This window comes from Psychroflexus sp. S27 (assembly GCF_002810405.1).
Classification (GTDB): domain Bacteria; phylum Bacteroidota; class Bacteroidia; order Flavobacteriales; family Flavobacteriaceae; genus Psychroflexus; species Psychroflexus halocasei_A.
In genome coordinates, this window is record NZ_NEXQ01000018.1 from 13958 (window position 1) to 30946 (window position 16989).

22 protein-coding genes are annotated in these 16989 nt (G+C 32.9%); 14 read left to right on the forward strand and 8 right to left on the reverse strand.

Annotated elements, in window-relative coordinates; genetic code table 11:
• The 9 genes from CAP47_RS02210 to CAP47_RS02250 all read left to right on the forward strand — a co-directional run bounded on the left by CAP47_RS02210 (position 1) and on the right by CAP47_RS02250 (position 5270).
• Positions 1 to 819 (forward strand): universal stress protein, encoded by an 819-nt coding sequence (locus CAP47_RS02210; RefSeq protein WP_153043477.1) that lies wholly within the window; start codon positions 1 to 3, stop codon positions 817 to 819.
• A gap of 10 nt (positions 820 to 829) precedes the next feature.
• Complete coding sequence (locus CAP47_RS02215) at positions 830 to 1450, forward strand: hypothetical protein (RefSeq protein WP_100775197.1); 621 nt, start codon at positions 830 to 832, stop codon at positions 1448 to 1450.
• A gap of 155 nt (positions 1451 to 1605) precedes the next feature.
• Entirely contained in the window at positions 1606 to 2166 is a 561-nt protein-coding gene (locus CAP47_RS02220; protein WP_100775198.1) for a helix-turn-helix domain-containing protein, read from the forward strand.
• A 95-nt stretch (positions 2167 to 2261) separates the two neighbouring features.
• Positions 2262 to 2852 (forward strand): hypothetical protein, encoded by a 591-nt coding sequence (locus CAP47_RS02225; protein ID WP_093242264.1) that lies wholly within the window; start codon positions 2262 to 2264, stop codon positions 2850 to 2852.
• A gap of 72 nt (positions 2853 to 2924) precedes the next feature.
• A complete protein-coding gene (locus CAP47_RS02230; protein ID WP_093241698.1) occupies positions 2925 to 3314 on the forward strand; it encodes a group III truncated hemoglobin in 390 nt (129 codons plus the stop codon).
• A complete protein-coding gene (locus tag CAP47_RS02235) occupies positions 3314 to 3664 on the forward strand; it encodes a DUF488 domain-containing protein (protein WP_093241703.1) in 351 nt (116 codons plus the stop codon). The genes CAP47_RS02230 and CAP47_RS02235 overlap by 1 nt, the downstream gene beginning before the upstream one ends.
• 2 nt (positions 3665 to 3666) lie before the next feature.
• Positions 3667 to 3987 (forward strand): phosphoribosylpyrophosphate synthetase, encoded by a 321-nt coding sequence (locus CAP47_RS02240; RefSeq protein WP_100775199.1) that lies wholly within the window; start codon positions 3667 to 3669, stop codon positions 3985 to 3987.
• An 11-nt stretch (positions 3988 to 3998) separates the two neighbouring features.
• Entirely contained in the window at positions 3999 to 4463 is a 465-nt protein-coding gene (locus CAP47_RS02245; protein WP_093241715.1) for a hemerythrin domain-containing protein, read from the forward strand.
• 21 nt (positions 4464 to 4484) lie between these two features.
• Positions 4485 to 5270, forward strand: a complete 786-nt coding sequence (locus CAP47_RS02250) for a formyl transferase (protein ID WP_100775200.1) — start codon at positions 4485 to 4487, stop codon at positions 5268 to 5270.
• Here CAP47_RS02250 and CAP47_RS02255 read toward each other — a convergent pair.
• The 8 genes from CAP47_RS02255 to CAP47_RS02290 form a co-directional block, all read right to left on the reverse strand.
• A complete protein-coding gene (locus tag CAP47_RS02255; protein ID WP_100775201.1) occupies positions 5263 to 6474 on the reverse strand; it encodes a hypothetical protein in 1212 nt (403 codons plus the stop codon). The genes CAP47_RS02250 and CAP47_RS02255 overlap by 8 nt on opposite strands.
• Positions 6475 to 7257 (reverse strand): ABC transporter permease, encoded by a 783-nt coding sequence (locus CAP47_RS02260; protein WP_100775202.1) that lies wholly within the window; start codon positions 7255 to 7257, stop codon positions 6475 to 6477.
• A complete protein-coding gene (locus tag CAP47_RS02265; protein WP_100775203.1) occupies positions 7250 to 7957 on the reverse strand; it encodes an ABC transporter ATP-binding protein in 708 nt (235 codons plus the stop codon). Before CAP47_RS02265 ends, CAP47_RS02260 begins: the two co-directional genes overlap by 8 nt.
• The gene (locus CAP47_RS02270) at positions 7950 to 9203 is read right to left on the reverse strand and encodes a nitrous oxide reductase family maturation protein NosD (protein WP_100775204.1); all 1254 of its coding nucleotides are present in this window, start codon (positions 9201 to 9203) and stop codon (positions 7950 to 7952) included. The genes CAP47_RS02265 and CAP47_RS02270 overlap by 8 nt, the downstream gene beginning before the upstream one ends.
• A 39-nt stretch (positions 9204 to 9242) precedes the next feature.
• Positions 9243 to 9671 carry a nitrous oxide reductase accessory protein NosL gene (locus CAP47_RS02275; protein ID WP_100775205.1) on the reverse strand — a complete coding sequence of 143 codons (429 nt, stop codon included), beginning with the start codon at positions 9669 to 9671 and terminating at the stop codon, positions 9243 to 9245.
• A gap of 3 nt (positions 9672 to 9674) precedes the next feature.
• On the reverse strand, positions 9675 to 10283 hold the full coding sequence (locus CAP47_RS02280) for a hypothetical protein (protein ID WP_100775206.1): 609 nt from the start codon (positions 10281 to 10283) through the stop codon (positions 9675 to 9677).
• Between the two features lie 77 nt (positions 10284 to 10360).
• On the reverse strand, positions 10361 to 12319 hold the full coding sequence (gene nosZ, locus CAP47_RS02285; protein ID WP_100775207.1) for a Sec-dependent nitrous-oxide reductase: 1959 nt from the start codon (positions 12317 to 12319) through the stop codon (positions 10361 to 10363).
• A gap of 25 nt (positions 12320 to 12344) precedes the next feature.
• The gene (locus CAP47_RS02290; RefSeq protein WP_093241754.1) at positions 12345 to 12854 is read right to left on the reverse strand and encodes a c-type cytochrome; all 510 of its coding nucleotides are present in this window, start codon (positions 12852 to 12854) and stop codon (positions 12345 to 12347) included.
• Positions 12855 to 12985: 131 nt separating this feature from the next.
• Here CAP47_RS02290 and CAP47_RS02295 point away from each other — a divergent pair, with 131 nt between their 5' ends.
• From CAP47_RS02295 to CAP47_RS02315, 5 genes are all read left to right on the forward strand, one after another.
• Complete coding sequence (locus CAP47_RS02295; RefSeq protein WP_100775208.1) at positions 12986 to 13420, forward strand: RrF2 family transcriptional regulator; 435 nt, start codon at positions 12986 to 12988, stop codon at positions 13418 to 13420.
• Between the two features lie 70 nt (positions 13421 to 13490).
• On the forward strand, positions 13491 to 14222 hold the full coding sequence (ric, locus tag CAP47_RS02300; RefSeq protein ID WP_100775209.1) for an iron-sulfur cluster repair di-iron protein: 732 nt from the start codon (positions 13491 to 13493) through the stop codon (positions 14220 to 14222).
• Between the two features lie 178 nt (positions 14223 to 14400).
• Complete coding sequence (locus CAP47_RS02305) at positions 14401 to 14793, forward strand: OsmC family protein (protein WP_100775210.1); 393 nt, start codon at positions 14401 to 14403, stop codon at positions 14791 to 14793.
• Positions 14794 to 14858: 65 nt separating this feature from the next.
• Positions 14859 to 15242 carry a hypothetical protein gene (locus CAP47_RS02310; protein WP_192869923.1) on the forward strand — a complete coding sequence of 128 codons (384 nt, stop codon included), beginning with the start codon at positions 14859 to 14861 and terminating at the stop codon, positions 15240 to 15242.
• Between the two features lie 90 nt (positions 15243 to 15332).
• Entirely contained in the window at positions 15333 to 16976 is a 1644-nt protein-coding gene (locus CAP47_RS02315) for a bifunctional metallophosphatase/5'-nucleotidase (protein WP_100775212.1), read from the forward strand.
• Positions 16977 to 16989 lie beyond the last annotated feature (13 nt).

The window sequence follows — 16989 nt, forward strand, 5'->3', positions numbered from 1 at the left end:
ATGAAAAAGCGTTTTATATTATTGATTGATTTTTCAGAACATTCTGAAAGCTTGCTAAAGTATGCTTATGATTGGAGTCTTCAAATTGAAACAGAGTTTCTCATCATTCATCAAACAGAAGTGATTACACCAACCTTAGCCGACATCAAAACACGTGAGAAATTTACGCAAGAAATCAACCTGAAGATGCTTGATCAAGTCAAAAGTTTTGTTGAAAATATTCTTCCAAATCAGGCACAACTCAATTACGATGTTTCTGATAAAAATTTAAACTTCACTTTAAAAGCGCACTTAAATACAGGTTTTGAAGATTTAATATTTGTAGGCATTAAAGAAACGAGTTTACGAAAAAAAATATTTCTTGGTAGCACTGCCATTCAACTTATCAACGAGATTGAAAACTCTTTTGTCGCTATGCCTAAAGAAATGACAAAATTTTCTCATGAAACGATTTTTGTTGCTGTCACAGAAAAACATCCGCTTAATATTTTAGAATTAAATAATTTTTTAAGTTTTATTGATGAAACAGAAACAAGTATTACCTTTTTCCATTTATCTGATTATAATGAGGATACGGACTTTATAGAGAAGAAATTACGTGACTTAACCACTCTTTTTTCTGCTCAGTATAATGTTGATTATAAAATTTATGAAAAAAATGCCTATTTTAATGACATCAAAAAAATTATTAACAACAAGGTTGACGAATTGCTTATTGTTCAAAAAGGCTCTCGACATTTAACAGATAAACTTTTTAGAAGATTCTTGATAAATGACTTGGTTTTCGAAGGAGAAACACCTTTAATTGTACTCCCCTAAAATATCCATAATGAAAATTAGAATTATAATTTTAACATTGCTTTTGAGCAACTTAAGTTTCTCTCAAATTGACAAGGAAATAGCATTTGAAAAAGATATAATTGAACTGGTCGAAGAAATGGAATTTATGTATGGTTATGATCAAACCTTAAGAGAATATACTATCTATAAAACTTTTGATAAATCTGAAACCAATAGAATTGAAAACTTACCTGATAGTTTAAAGTCAAAAGAAATATCAGAAATAAGTTTTGAATCAGACAGTTTAACTATAAATATTTATAAAAATTACATCAATCCAAAAGATGCTCAACACACCAAAAGGTTAATAGAAATCACCAAGGAATATGGATTTCCTAGTTTGAAAAGAATTAAAAAATATTACACTAAAGAATTTATCGATCCTGAATTTAATCCATTCATTATTTTCATTCATTCACCAAAAAAATATTGGAAAGAAATCGAAAATATTATGAAAGTTGAATTAGATAAAGGACGGATTTCAAAATGTCTGTGGGGCTATTTACTATGGCATACAAATGGTAGAAAAAGTATTCAACCAATGCTAGATAATGGCTACGAATTAACTGAAGAAAACGGAAAAAGAAGCCTAAAACCAACTTGTAAATAAAACTGAGCAATAAACTTCTAAAAACACAGTACGACAACCTCTACAATCTTAACGACAAATAATTGACAAAGCAAATGACGCATGAATGTCTATAAATAAATAGTAATTAAAACTTTCTATTTTTATATTTATGATTGAATCAATGTAAAAATGTCATGAATCTTTTAGCTAAGAAAATAAGTGAACACAGGAAAATTAAAGGACTCACACAAGAAGAGTTAGCTGAGCAAGCCAAAGTCAATTTAAGAACAATACAACGTATTGAAAATTCTGAAAGTGAACCCAGAACTCAAACACTTCAATTAATTTGTGATGTTTTAGAAGTTAATGTTGAAGATATACTTTCAAGAGATCATCAAAGATATCATAAACGAATTGGTACCAAAATTATCAATTACTTCTTCTTAATTGTTATAAACATGATTCTAATGGGCATATTTGGATATCTAACTTTAGATTCAAATGCCAATCCAAATAGTGTTTTTGCAGCCTTTTTATTAAGTTTTTTAATTCATTTTTTTATTGTCATTTTTACTAAAAAAATGAACGGTTTTGAACGCCTACTTAAGTTTGGCTCAGGCTATCTCGTTTATTTCATTATCGTTATTCTTAGTTTTGGATTTCCCAAAGGTTTTGTTTCAGGCCTCTTCCCTTGCCTTCTCATTGGTTTAGCTATCTTAAATTTCGGACACCATTTTTTTAAAAGTAAATTTTAAAAATTTATAATTAGATTCAGTCACAGAGTAATTTAATGACTCTCATACCTTGTGTGAGATATTTTGTATATTTCATGAAAACAAAATTTAACATCATGAAAACCAACATCACAACATTATTTTTACTCCTATTTGGAACAGCTCTTTTTGCGCAAAGCTCAAAAGTTTTACCAAAAGAAGTACAAATCAAAATGGCTTTACAAGTTGCTCCTGAAGAAAGCCAAGCCAATGCAACTGTATATGGCTATGATCAAAAAGGCGAACTTATTCTTCTAAAAAAAGGGACAAACAACTTGATCTGCCTAGCTGATAACCCAAACAAAGAAGGCGTTAAAATTGATTGCTATAGCACGAAACTTGAACCTTTTATGTCACGAGGACGTGACCTCAAAAATGAAGGTAAAAGCGTCACAGAAATAAGAGATATCAGAAAAAAAGAAGTTGAAGCTGGCAAACTTCAAATGCCTGACGAACCAAGCATGCTTTATGTTTTTACTGGTGATGATAAAAATCTTAATCCTGAAACTGGACATCTTAAAGATGGTAAATTCAGATATGTGATTTACATTCCTTATGCCACTGTTGAAGAAACAGGAATTCCTGCAAAACCGCATGCACCTGGCATGCCATGGTTGATGGATCCTGGAACTCATAGAGCTCACATTATGGTTTCTACGCCACATTAATTTCAAGGATTTAATCGGATAAGCTTATCCTTTATCATTCAAAAAGCTTAAATTTGATAGAAAAATAAAGCTATGAAGAAAGATATCACACATCTTGATGACGTGAAGCTTCTTGTGGATTCGTTTTATACAAAAATTCGTAATGACGGACTTTTGGCCAATATTTTTAATGAAATTATTCAGGATAATTGGCCAAAACATCTTGAGAAAATGTATCAGTTTTGGCAAACAGTTTTATTAGATGAACATACTTATTATGGTGCACCCTTTAGACCTCACGCCCATTTGCCTGTTGATAAAAGACATTTTGAAAGATGGTTGAGTTTGTTTGAAGAAACTCTTGATGAACATTTCAAGGGTGAGATAGCTGAAGAAGCGCGATGGAGAGCCAATAAAATGGCACAGATGTTTTTATTTAAAATAGAGCACCATAGACAGAATAATTCAAATCCTTTAGTTTGATGAAAAGAATTATCTTAAAAAGAGTTTACGATGATGCCAGTCAAAATGATGGCTATCGCATGCTCATTGATAGAGTTTGGCCACGTGGCGTGAGTAAAGAAGATGCAAATCTAGATGAGTGGAATAAAGAAATTGCACCATCTACAGATTTGAGAAAGTGGTTTGACCACGATGATGAAAAGTTTGATGAGTTTAAAGTGAAGTACAAAAAAGAACTCAAAGAAAATTCAGAAGATGTTAAACGCATCAACAAAATTAGGAAAGATCATCAACTCTGTTTATTGTTTGGCGCCAAAAATGAAGAATCTAATCAAGCTGTTGTTCTTAAAGAGTACTTAGAAAATAATTAATTATGGAAAATAGAAAATCATACGACACTGTCTCTGAAGCAATGAACGATTTAATGAAGCGTGGCTATACAACAGACTTTAGTTTAAAAGCAGCTGAAGATTGCATCGTTTGTAATAAACAAAACTTAAGCTTATCTGCAGATGAATTTACAATAGATGAAATCTATCGTTTCGAAGGTGAAACTGATCCTGGTGACCAAATGATACTTTACGCCATCAGCTCTGATGAGCATAAGGTGAAAGGAATGATTCTCAATGCTTACGGTATTTATGCAGATAGCGAAAAATCAAAAATTGTCAAAGAACTAGAAAAACATCTTTAATTTTAAATAGCATGTCAAAACCAAAACCTATTAAAAGGCATAGCGCCCTTATTCCTTTTAGCAGAGAACACCACCACAGCTTACTATTAGGCTGGAAAATCAAAATGGGATTTTCAAAAGATATCGCACCAGAACGCATCAAGAAATATACTGATTGGTTTTTTAAAAATCATATTTTAGAACATTTCGAAGAAGAAGAAAAGTACATCTTTCCAATTTTAGGAAATAACCATCCAATGGTTAAGAAGGCGCTCGCCGACCATCAGCGATTGATTTCTCTATTTAATGAAAAAGAGAACATTGAAGCTTCTTTAAAAAGCATTAAAGAAGAACTCGAAGCGCATATACGTTACGAAGAACGTGAATTGTTTAAAGCCATCCAATCGGATGCAACTCCAGAAGAACTTCAGAAAATAGAAGATATACACAACGAGATTAAATTTGAAGAGAATACCACTGATCAGTTTTGGTTGTAAATCATCAATCGTCATTATATCATGAAAATTGTATTGTTTCTCAATAAAGATATGCATGCAAATATTGCATATCAGTTATTAAAACCCGAACTTTTAAAACATCAAGTTCAAATTTATTACACTGATCAAGTTGGTCACTCTTCTAAAAGATCTGAAATACTTCAACAAATTGAATACTTAGAAAAAGAAAGGTTTTTTAATGAAGTAACATCACAGCATTCGTGTTCAAATTTTGAATTTTTAGATGATTCTTTTAAAAGCTTCCCATTTAAGAAAGCTCAAAAAGTCAATTCAAAAGAGTTTGTTGATTTCATGAGAAAAGAGCAGCCTGACATATTCATTTCAATACGATTTGGTCAAATTTTCAAAGATGACATCATAGCCATTCCTAAGCATGGTTTACTTAACCTTCACTCTGGAATTCTTCCTCACTACAGAGGTATCATGGCAACTTTACACGCTTTAATTGATCGGAATGACGAAATCGGATGCACCTTACATAAAATAACAGATTCAGGTATAGATACAGGAGAGATTATCAGTCAATCTTCTTTAAAGACGAACACAAACAAATCCCTCTTGTGGCATATCGCAAATATTTACAGTGGTGGAACAGATCTCATAATTCAGGCTTTAAAGCAAATTAAAAATAATTCATTTATAAAAACTCAGCGTCAAAACCTTGACGAAGGTTCTTATTTTTCCTCACCAACATCAAATGATTTTTTAAACCTAAAGGAGTCTGGTTTTGATTTATATAGTGAAAAAGATTACCAAGAAATTATTGAAACTTTTGTTTCTAATTAGGCTTTTTCACAAGTTGTTTCAGCATAATAATAAAGATGCCGATAACAAGCAAAAAGCTTGCAATAAACAACAATATGTATTGAGGTATCGAAAAGTCTAAATTAAAAATAAACGAAATAGGTCTCCAAAATATCAAAGCTTCGGTTAAAAGAAAACCTAAAGCATAGAAATAGATGACTGCTTTATTGATTTTTATGAGTTTAAAATAACTCAACAAAACGAAAAGACTCAGCGTGATGACGCCTAAAAATGTCCAGTGTAAAAAACCAATTGTCAGGTTTTTATAATTTGTAATTAAATCAGCAACAGGTTTGAACCCTGCAAAAAACTGCATGATAAATTTAATCAGTAAAAGAATTGATATCCATTTAAGAAGAGTAAATTCTAAATGAGAAAATATTTTTTTGACTTTTGTTTTTAAGTCAGGTATGGCTTCTTTGACGTAAAATAAACTCACCAATTGCAAAGCTCCTCCTGCTATTGATATTAAATAAAAAATTCCGTGAGGTTCAACAAATAAGATTGATAAGAAAAAAGTGAAAATTAGTCCTGAGTTAAAATACATCAGAAAAACTTTGATTGATTTTTTCTCTATCAAAATACCTTTGTTTTCTAGGATATACATAAATATGCCTATCAAACCTAAAATAATCCAAGCGTTGTACTGAAAGTGTAAATAAAAATAAATAGCAATACGATACCACACTGATCCTGATCCCAAAGTTGCCATCACTCCGCCAACTGCCCACGGTCCAATACTAGAAATTAGCATATAGATTAAAGCGTATTTGAGGATGCGATAAGAATGGAGTTGTCTTGTTTGCTTAGATGCATGCTTTATAAAGAACCAATAAAACCAATAGCTTGCAAATAAAAACAAAGTTGAAAATGTGATTGAAATTGCAGCATAGCCCTGAAACGGAAAACTGCACAACATACCAACAACAGTAATTAAGGTAAAAACAAAAATACCATTGTATTGCTTTTTATTTTTTTTAGTGTCAAAAAAACACAAACGAATCAAAACAAGCATTGCTAAATAAACCCACCCCATCAAAGCAACATGGGAGTGCGCATGAAGAAAATATTTAAAATCAACCTCAACATCAGCGATAAACAAGAAACGTAAAAACAAACCGATAAGCGCTGCAATTAAGAAAAAACTTAAGGCTATATTGGTTTGTTTTTTAAGAGATAAATTCACTTAGAAGTCCTTTTTCTTAGATTTTCTATAAATATTAAAAACTGGTAATACAACCCAAATTAATAAAGCGCCTAAAGCGGAGAACAAACCTGTATTTGTTCCGAAAAACTGCTTAAAAATTGCACCTGTATAACCTAATAATGCTGCAATATCCAACTTTAATAAAATTAAAATTCTCGATAAATCAATTGGGTTTAACATCGTAGCAATTAATGAAAATTTATCCAAAGGATAAGTATCAAATATCACTAAAAACATCAAAAATAAGCCATCATAAATCACAGCCATAAATAACCACATCAAAATGGCGTAACTAAAGCCTTTAATCTTATTCTCATTATATAATGCAATATTAAAAGCAATGGCTGTAAAAGCTAATGTTAGCAGAGCTCCAGTTACAAGCAATAAACTAAAATCGAAAATAGCTGATGATTGAAATAAGCCATAAAATACAAATGGTAAACCTAAACCAATCACTAAGCTCATCACAAGTGAAAGAGAAACGCCAAGATATTGACCTATGAAAATTGATGATCTTTTAATGGGTTGCGCCAGTAAGAGTTCTGTAAATTCTTTGGAATCATAATAATACATCACGCCAAATATGGTTCCTATCAGCGGAACTAAAATGATAATGACATTCATTAATGTGATCACGGCTTTTGATAAATCTTCATTTAAGAAAAGTAACACAAAGCCTAAAAGCAAGTAGAAGAGTAAATACACGTAACTCCATCGGCTTCTAATCAAATCAAAAAAACTGTATTTTAATATCTTAAGCATGGTCTTTCATTAAAAGGTTAGCAATGGCATGTTCAAAATCTGCTTCTCCTGTTTTCTCACGGAGTTCTTGAAGATTTCCTTTGAAATAGATTTTTCCTTCAAGGATAAAAACAATTTCGTCTGAAATTTCTTCTACGAAACTCATAATATGAGAAGTCACTAAAACGGTTTTTCCTTTCTCTTTTTCTTTCTTAATTAAATTCTTTAAGTGAATTAAAGCAACAGGATCTAGACCAGTTGTAGGTTCATCAAGAATGACAATTTGACTATTAAACATAAATGTCAAAACAATATTCACTTTTTGCTTGGTTCCGCCTGAAAGGTTATTTAATTTTTTATTGAGAAAAGGTTCTAGCTTAAAAACCTTGATCAATTCATCATACTCTGCGTTGACACCTCTCAAATCTTTAATCATCTTGATCAATTCCTTAACGCCTAAATTACTCGGAAAATTAGCAATTTGAGGTAAATAATCTATATCAGCTCTGTACTCTCCATTCTGTTGAGTTTCTTTTCCTTTAATAAAAATTTTGCCTTTATCAGGGACTACCATTCCTAATATAGATTTGATCAGAGTCGTTTTTCCTGATCCATTTGGCCCTAATACTGCGAAAATACCTTTTTCTGGAATCTCTAAATCGACGCCTTTGAGGACTTCATTTTTACCAAATTTTTTATGTAGGTTATCTATCTTAATCATTATATTTTCGGATTAAAGGTTCTTCATCCAAGAGATTATCGGGTGTAAAAACTGGTGATACTTTTTCAGAGAAATCAATAATATCAACAAAAAGACTTCTCATTAATATAATCGCTTCTGGAATTTGATTAACAACGTAGCTAAAGAGTTTCACAGGTCTGTAAGGCACATCGCCATAACCATCTTCATCTAAATCGTAACCTGTGTATTCACTCCAATAATTTCGATGAAATCGGTTAGAATTTAATCGGCTATTAAAACTGACATCAAAAGAGTTATACAGAAAATTATTGAGTGTAAAAATGTTATCGTAACAAGCACCCAATACTTTAATTGCTGTTCCGTTGTCCTTAAAATCGTTCTTGGTGTATGTAATTCTGTTTGAACCTTCAACATTAATTCCTGTCGTGTTTTCTTCAAAAATATTATGCTCAATCGTAGCATCATTAATTTCTTTTAAAAGAAGTCCGTAGGCTGCTGTTCCCCAGTTATATTTAAATTCATTATTGATCATTTCAATTCTTTTAGAAAACATCACAGCGACGCCAGCGCCATTATTTTCAAAAATATTGTCGCGATAAACATCATCATTCGAGAACATAAAATGCAGGCCATATCTTAAATTATCGATGCTTTTATTATTAGAAATAACACAATCATCAGCAAATTCTAAATAAATACCATCTCTCACTTTTTGAATGAGATTGTCTTCAATTTTTACATTTTTAGAATACCATAAATGTATGCCGTTTCCTGAATTGTGTTCATTAACTGCATCGCCAAGGATGTTGTTATTCCTGATTGTTCCGTGATGTGATTTTTCTAAGTAAATGCCAAAGAAAATTTTTCTTAGCTCAAGATTTTGAATTAAAAAATTCTTTACTCGACTTAATCTTATCGCTGCAAAATCAGATGTGTAACTCGAACCTACGTTTATGAGTTTAAGGCCATCGATGGTTACAGAATCAGCAAAAACTTGAAAAATATCGCCTTTATCTTCTCCGTCAACCGTTGGTAAATTTTCACCAATGATTTTGACTGGCTTATCGACAATAATTTGATGTTCTTTATAAACACCTTTTTTCACAATAATTTTATCTCCAGGTTTGGCTTTAGAAATCGCATCAGAAATCGATGTGACTTCGCAAGTATTGCACACTTCAATTTTCTGAGCATGACTTGATAGACTTGTCAAAAAAGCAATGCTCAGAAAAGAAGTGATTTTAAATAAAAATTTGATAGACATATAATCTAAAATAAATTGATGATTGTCAATGCGTTTAATTTAATTTGCTTGTTGCTTTAACAACTCTTCCCATGTATAAAGTTTTCCATCTTTATCAGCTTGAACTTTCTCAGCTTCAGCTTTTGAAGGAAATGCAGTGATAAATTCACCCATTGGACTTGGTATATTTTCACTAATTAAAAATGTTGCTTGCTCTGCTCTGATAAGTTCCTCTGGCTTGAGATAATGATTTGTATAAAACATATCAACTTTTTCTTTTGTCATATCGTCTTTGAAATTAATCATACATTCAACAGCATCAAATTTGTAAATCTTTCCTTTTTGAGTTACAATTTCGGCGCCATGAATTTTATCGACAATATTCATTCTACAAAAGTCGCATGCATCATCTCCATAAGCAATAGGTTTTTTCTCATTAGAACAACTGCTTAATGCAAAAACAATCAATAACGTGAAAACATTTTTCATAACTTATTTTTTATTTGTTTTTAAGCCAACTAAATAGGCAACAAAAGTTAAAAACATTCCTATAGTTAATAATATACCGCCTATTCCAGGGTAAGAAATCGCAGTAAAGTTAAGAATATCTCTTGAGCCTAAAAGTGGTGGTTTATAGCTAAATGGTGTTCCGTCAGCCTCTGTGACTTTGATGATTGCATTTGGATCAAGGTTTGAACCATAATCTGTCATCCAAGCATTAAAATCAAACATACCTAAGACTCCTAAAACTGTCATGAGGATCAACCAGTATAAGAACCAGTTATATGATATTTTCCCAATAAATCCTAAAAAACCAACAATAATTCCGAGAATCGCCATACCTCCAACAACAATTGGGAAGACACTAAACTCCCACATATCATTAGGTTTTGGTAAAGTTTGCATCCCGATGTAGTGGTTTAAACCATCAATATTCTGTAAATCAAACTCAGAAAAACCTTGAAGACCATTTAAGTGAATAAACATTCCTAATCCATCTGGATATTGCGGTGCTTCAAGTTCCACAATCCATAAAGGATAGATGAACAGGCTCAAAAGTAAAGCTGAACCGATGATCATAATTGTACTAGCCGTTTTCATACTTCTCTAGTTTAGTAAAAAAGGCGAGCAATGTGAATCGACTCGCCCTTTGATAATTAAAATTCAGTGATCAGGTGTTATTCTTCACCTAGAGACCAGCTTAACTCAATATCAGAATCTGCTGGAGAAACTCTTATATAACCTTGCATTTCTTGGTGAAGTGCAGAGCAGAAGTCAGTACAATAGAATGGCCATACACCCACTCTATCTGGCTCCCATGTCGTTGTTTTTGTTTGACCTGGCATAATTAATAACTCTGAGTTATTTTGCCCTATCATTGCAAATCCGTGAGGGACATCAAAGTCTTGCTCTAAGTTAGTGATATGGAAGTATACTTTGTCACCGACTTTGATTCCTTCTATATTATCTGGATTAAAGTGGCTACGAATTGTTGACATGTAAACATGAACTGTTTTACCATCTCTTACAACTTTTGTTTCACCTTCATTCTTCACAGCATAAGGATGTTCATTCTCGTCAAGTCTATAAATTTTTCTTGAGTTTGGCGCAACCTTATCTGCTTTAATCGCAGCTGCATAGTGAGGTTCACCGTGCGTTGGGAAGTCAGAAATTAACTCCATCTTATCTCCACTAATGTCATAAAGCTGTGCTGAATGCTCAAGTTCTGGACCCACTGGTAAGTAACGGTCTTTTGTAATCTTGTTCATAGCAAACATATATTTACCATCTGGTTCACGTGAGTTACCACCAGGAATTGTTAAGTGACCAACAGAATAATAAGTTGGTTTTCTATCTTTAATTTCCCATGTGCCTAGCTCCCATTTCACAACTTCAGAAGTAATAAAGAATGTTGTATAAGCATTACCTTTATCATCAAACTCTGTGTGTAGTGGTCCTAAACCTGGATTTTCAACAACACCAGCTAAAGTTTCATCAAAGTTTAAGATTGGAATACCGTAAGCTTCACCATCAAAACTTTCATTCTCAATCGCTTTAATCATTTTAGGGAATGAGTGAACAGTTAAGTTAGCTGACAATTTACCGTTACCAACGATGTATTGACCGTCAGGTGAAACATCACAACCGTGAGGTGATTTTGGTGTTGGTAAAAAGAATACTGCACCAGGAACGTCTGAAGGATTCACTATACGAACCTCTTTTTTCATTTCTGATTTTCCTTCATGTGTATAATGATCGTAAGTGTTATGCGCATACTCTGCTGGCATCATTTCACCACCACCATTAGCAACATACTCTTCAATTTTCTTCCAGTTAACAGCAGCGATAAAATCTTTATCATTTTGAGAAGCATTTACTTCAAGTAAAGTGTTTGCTTCTTCAGTATTATATGTTGTAAAGAAGAACCATCCGTGAGATTGACCACGACCAGGGTGTGATAAATCATAGTTGAAACCTGGCATCATTAATTGGAAATTGATATCCATTCCACCAGTTTCTTGATCTACTTTGATGAATGATAAAGCCCCTTTAAATTTTCCTTTGTAGTCTTTAATACTGATGTCTTGTTGTGGGAAAGGAACTGAAAAACGTGTTCCTGCAACCACATATTCTGTATTTTCAGTGACAAAAGATGAACTGTGGTTACCAGCACTATTTGGCACCTCGATAACTTCAACAGTTTCAAAAGTTTCTAGATCAACACGTGCGATACGCGGTGTGTTGTTTTCGTTGACAAAAACCCAACGTCCATCAGTTACACCATCTGTTTGAGAAATATCAGGGTGGTGTAAATCTCCCCAAGGAATAAATCCATGTGAAGTGTTTAACATTGCTTTTGTTTCTTCAGAATAACCATACCCAGAAGTTGGGAATTGGCTAAAAACTGGGATTTCTTTAAACATTCTTCCTGAGGGTAAACCGTAAACCAATAGGTTACCGCTATAGCCTCCAGAAATAAATGCATAATAATCATCGTGCTCACCTGGAGCGACGTAAACTTGCTCAGCATGGCTCTTATTTAAAGCGCCATTGCTTCCGCTTTTTTTCTCTGATTTACCACAACTTACTGCGAAGAAAATTGATAGTAAACCGATTCCTAAATTTTTTAAGTTCATACTGTGTTAGGATTAAATTATGTTACTATAGTGTTCGGAAGTATTCTAATACAGATCTTGCTTCTTCCTCAGTAAGACCTTGATTTGCCATTGGCGAACCATTAAACTCCATTAATAAATCTTTAGCTAATGGATCTTTACGAACCATTTCTTCAGGATTTAAGATCATATTCATCACCCATTCAGGTGCACGTCTGTCTAAAATACCTGTTGGTGCTGGACCGATAAAACGTTTATCGATTTTATGACAAGCTGTACACATTTTGTCATATACTGCTTTACCGTTATCAGCCATCTCTTGATTGACATCATCAGCCAAGTCAACATTTTTAATTGGGCCTACACCTTTGTTATCAAGCACAACTCTTTCAGAGGCTTTTACCTTTTTAGTGTCTGACTTTTTACTTTCTTTTTTTGTTGTTTTTTTCAAACTTACTTTGTTGTCTTTTTCAGACTCTTTCTGAGGCTCACCACCACAGTTAACAAGGAAGATTGAAAGCATCAATACAAATGCTAAATTCAAATAATTCTTCATGTTTTTGATTTTTAGATTAAACACAGTACAAACTTAAAAACATTAATCTAGGTAAAATATGACAAAAGTCATAATTAAGACTAATAAGTCCTGATTAAATATTATATATTTGCAATGTAAATAAATTAGCTATGTTTTCAAAAGCCTGTGAGTATGGAATTAAAGCTGCTGTGTTTATCGCTCAAAAGAGTTTGCTAAACCAGAGAACTAGTCTTGGAGAAATCTCAGATGAAATAAATAGCCCGAGAGCCTTCACAGCTAAAGTATTACAGATTTTAGCACGTGAAAATATCATTAAAAGCATGCGAGGCGCTCATGGTGGTTTTTACGTTGAGGACAATGCTATCGAGAATGTAAAACTTTACAATATCGTTTTTGCCATTGATGGTGATAACATCTATAACGGATGTGCATTAGGTTTTAAAAAATGTGACGAAAATAAACCCTGCCCGATGCACTTTCAATTTAAATCGATTAGAGATAATCTCAAATCTGTTTTACATCAAACGAGCTTACATGATTTAGCTACAGATGTTGAAAGCGGCATCAGCTTCCTTAAAATTTAAAAAAACTTAATATAAACAACTAAAAAAAATTTAATTATAATTCGGACAATTTTATCTTAAAATAAATATTATGACACAATTACTTCAAAAACAGATCGGCGAACTCGTCGCACAAGACTATAGAACTGCGGCAATCTTTTCAAATTACGGCATAGATTTCTGCTGTAAAGGAAACAGACAAATTGATGAAGTTTGCACCAAAAAGAAAATCAATGCAGAGCAAATAGAAGCTGAACTTGATGCTATTTTAAATGCTAAATCTACTGGAGAGCCTGACTTCAAACAATGGCCACTGGATTTGTTAGCTGATTATGTTGAGAAAACGCATCACAGATATGTCGAAAGTAAATCACAACCTTTGCTTCAGTTTTTAGACAAACTTTGTAAAGTTCATGGTGAAAGACATCCTGAGCTTTTCAAAATCAATACTGCTTTTAAAGAATTAGCACAAGAACTGGCTTCACACATGAAGAAAGAAGAACTCATCCTCTTCCCTTTTATCAAAAAATTAGTTCAGGCTGAATTGACAAGTAAAGAAATTGAACAGCCTCACTTTGGAAGTGTAGAAAACCCAATTGACATGATGGAGCACGAACATGAAACTGCTGGGAATTTACTGCGTATCATCGAAAAAGAAACAAGCAGTTACCAACCACCAGCTGATGCTTGTAATACATATCGCGTGACTTATGCGATGCTTAAAGAATTTGAAGAGGATTTACATAAACATATCCATCTTGAAAATAACATTTTGTTTCCTAAATCTATTCAATTAGAAAAAAGACTTAATGTTAGTGTTTGATTGATTTGTGGATAACACCACAATGATCATTTGTTTTATTGTTTGTCGCCTTACTGGTTTTCATGAGCTGGTAAGGCGTTTTTATTGTCCTAAAAAAGATTAGTAAAATCTTAATAACTAAAGCAAGTATTGCTCAATAGATTTAAATAATTTTAGTGAAAATTAAAACAAAATTAAAATGGCAAAAATCACATCAATAGGGACAAACCAAAAATACAAGGTTGATATTAAATCAGAAACTGGACACCATATCATTTCAGATGAACCCAAAGATCTCGATGGCGGAAACTTGGGCATGATGCCAACAGAACTTCTAATCTCAGCGCTTGCGGGATGCACTGGTGCAACACTAAGAATGTATGCCGATAGAAAAGAATGGCCATTGGAAGATGTCCACACCGATATTGAGTTAATTGAAAATAAATTTAAAGATGCCCGCATTATTAAAACATTGCGAGTCACAGGTGATCTCGATGAAAAGCAACGCCAAAGATTATATCAAATCGCAGACAAATGCCCAGTACATAAAATGCTTGCAAGTGGTTTAGAGATTGAAACAATTACAAAATAAGTAAGTCTTATCGATTTGTAACTTATGTCACAGATGTACTCACAGATTAAGTATATTATTGTGACATGATAAAGAACAATGCGACTATAAAAATAATGACAGCTCAACTCATTTTAATGAGTTTGATGCTTATTTTTTCGCATTGTTCTCTTCGTCACACCATAGAGGCTAATCTCAATCTTGATAAATCTAATGCCTCAAGTCAACTCAAAATACAAAAAACACAAGCTCAAAAGTGCTGCCGAGTTGATTTTAACAAAACAAGAGTTACAAAATCTAAGCCTTATAATCATCAGCAATTTCTTTTTGCAGGCGTACACACTGATTTATCTTTTCAAAAACCTCTTATCATCAAACTTCCTTTGGTTATTATTGACCGAGAAGTTCCCAAATTACAAGCAGTTCCGCTTTATATTCTGTACCAAAATATGCGATGTTTTATCAGTTAACTTTTATTTAAAAGATCAAAAAACTGAATTCATGATGTTATGAGTATAGCATCATTTTAAAAAACATATTTATTTTAAATATAAACAATAATGAAACGTATTTTATTTATGGGTCTAATAGTAGGCCTGACAATATCTTGTACAACAAAAGCTAATGAAGTACAAGAAAAAGAATCCGATAAGCTAGAAAACGATACGCTTACAATATTACAAACAGCAGATATTCACGGACAAATCTTCCCTCATGACGAATTGTTTTGGGAGGATGGTAAAATTAAATTTAAACGCCTAGGAGGTTTAGCACATATGAAAACTCTTTTTGAAACTGAACGCCAAAAAAACCCAGATGGAACATTAATTCTCGATGGCGGTGATCTGATCCAGGGGAGCGCAGTCGCTGCTTTATCAAAAGGTTCAGCCTTCTCTCCTATCATTAAAAACATGAATTATGACTTTCTCATTCCTGGGAACTGGGAAGTTGTTTATGGTAAGAAAACGATGTTAGATGTCCTTAATGCATACGAAACTCCTGTTGTTGCCGCTAATATGTATGATGACAAAACTGAAGAACATTTATTCCCTCCATACTTTATCAAAGAGATGAAAGGAAAGAAAATAGGGTTTATTTCATACAACGATCCTGAAATTCCTGTCAGACAAAACCCTTCTTTTAGTAAAGGAATTAGATTTAATAAAATTCATGATAATTTACAAATCTTAATCGATAAGCTTAAAGATGAAGAGGGTGTTGATGTTCTTTTTGTTGTTTCCCATATCGGAATTAGTAAACAATATAATTTAGCCAATCATCCAAGTTTTGAAAGAGTAGATTATATCCTTGGGAATGATACACACGAGCGTATCCGCCAACCTTTAAAAGGAGAATATTCTAAAATTACAGAACCAGGTGCTTTTGCTTCATTTGTAGGAAAGTTAGAGTTAATCTTTGATGGTAATGAAATCGTTAAAGAAAACTATGAGTTGATGGAAGTTGACCCTAAAAAATATCCTGCTGATAAAGAATTAGCTCAAATTATTGATAAAGCTGTTGAGCCTTACCATAAAGAAATCAATGAAGTTCTAGGCTACACAACAACACCTCTCTACCGTTACTTTGTTGTTGAAAATCCCATGGACAATTTTATTACCGATGCAATGCGAGAAAAAACTGGTGTAGACATCTCTTTTTCAAATGGTTTTCGTTTTAGCCCACCACTCGATCCAAGTCAATATAAAAATGGTAAAGCAGAGATTACAAGAGCTTACTTATGGAACATGCTGCCTGTTAATGAATATGTCAAAACAGGTAAAGCAACTGGAAAACAAATAAACGATTGGCTTGAGCAAGAGCTACACAACGTTTTTGCCAAGAATCCTGAAGAACGATTCGGAGGTTGGCTAGTTCGTTTTTCTGGTATGGAACTCAAATTTAATGCACAAAAACAAAAAGGAGAACGCATTGTCTCAATCACTGTTGGTGGTGAACCTCTCAGACTAGATAAAGAATATAGTATTTCAGCTTGTCGTCGCGAAGGAGAGCCTGATCATATGATGTGCCGTATGCCAAATGCTATTGATCCTGAAATCCATGACTATACTGTTCATGATGTCTTGGCTGAGTACCTCAAAGAAAATGAAAATATTGCTCCAGAAATTGATGGGCGTGCTAAGGCTCTTGATTTAGGTGAGAATGTTCTTTCTCAACTGCCAGGAACGAATTATCAATTCCATTAATTAAAAATATAAA

Coding starts and splice junctions, on each gene's coding strand:
- CAP47_RS02225 (WP_093242264.1), top strand. CDS start 2,262: ATGAAAACCAACATCACAACATTATTTTTACTCCTATTTGGAACAGCT.
- CAP47_RS02265 (WP_100775203.1), bottom strand. CDS start 7,957: ATGATTAAGATAGATAACCTACATAAAAAATTTGGTAAAAATGAAGTC.
- CAP47_RS02315 (WP_100775212.1), top strand. CDS start 15,333: ATGAAACGTATTTTATTTATGGGTCTAATAGTAGGCCTGACAATATCT.
- CAP47_RS02210 (WP_153043477.1), top strand. CDS start 1: ATGAAAAAGCGTTTTATATTATTGATTGATTTTTCAGAACATTCTGAA.
- nosZ (WP_100775207.1), bottom strand. CDS start 12,319: ATGAACTTAAAAAATTTAGGAATCGGTTTACTATCAATTTTCTTCGCA.
- CAP47_RS02260 (WP_100775202.1), bottom strand. CDS start 7,257: ATGCTTAAGATATTAAAATACAGTTTTTTTGATTTGATTAGAAGCCGA.
- CAP47_RS02240 (WP_100775199.1), top strand. CDS start 3,667: ATGGAAAATAGAAAATCATACGACACTGTCTCTGAAGCAATGAACGAT.
- CAP47_RS02270 (WP_100775204.1), bottom strand. CDS start 9,203: ATGTCTATCAAATTTTTATTTAAAATCACTTCTTTTCTGAGCATTGCT.
- CAP47_RS02250 (WP_100775200.1), top strand. CDS start 4,485: ATGAAAATTGTATTGTTTCTCAATAAAGATATGCATGCAAATATTGCA.
- CAP47_RS02305 (WP_100775210.1), top strand. CDS start 14,401: ATGGCAAAAATCACATCAATAGGGACAAACCAAAAATACAAGGTTGAT.
- CAP47_RS02280 (WP_100775206.1), bottom strand. CDS start 10,283: ATGAAAACGGCTAGTACAATTATGATCATCGGTTCAGCTTTACTTTTG.
- CAP47_RS02310 (WP_192869923.1), top strand. CDS start 14,859: ATGATAAAGAACAATGCGACTATAAAAATAATGACAGCTCAACTCATT.
- CAP47_RS02220 (WP_100775198.1), top strand. CDS start 1,606: ATGAATCTTTTAGCTAAGAAAATAAGTGAACACAGGAAAATTAAAGGA.
- CAP47_RS02215 (WP_100775197.1), top strand. CDS start 830: ATGAAAATTAGAATTATAATTTTAACATTGCTTTTGAGCAACTTAAGT.
- ric (WP_100775209.1), top strand. CDS start 13,491: ATGACACAATTACTTCAAAAACAGATCGGCGAACTCGTCGCACAAGAC.
- CAP47_RS02235 (WP_093241703.1), top strand. CDS start 3,314: ATGAAAAGAATTATCTTAAAAAGAGTTTACGATGATGCCAGTCAAAAT.
- CAP47_RS02290 (WP_093241754.1), bottom strand. CDS start 12,854: ATGAAGAATTATTTGAATTTAGCATTTGTATTGATGCTTTCAATCTTC.
- CAP47_RS02230 (WP_093241698.1), top strand. CDS start 2,925: ATGAAGAAAGATATCACACATCTTGATGACGTGAAGCTTCTTGTGGAT.
- CAP47_RS02295 (WP_100775208.1), top strand. CDS start 12,986: ATGTTTTCAAAAGCCTGTGAGTATGGAATTAAAGCTGCTGTGTTTATC.
- CAP47_RS02245 (WP_093241715.1), top strand. CDS start 3,999: ATGTCAAAACCAAAACCTATTAAAAGGCATAGCGCCCTTATTCCTTTT.
- CAP47_RS02275 (WP_100775205.1), bottom strand. CDS start 9,671: ATGAAAAATGTTTTCACGTTATTGATTGTTTTTGCATTAAGCAGTTGT.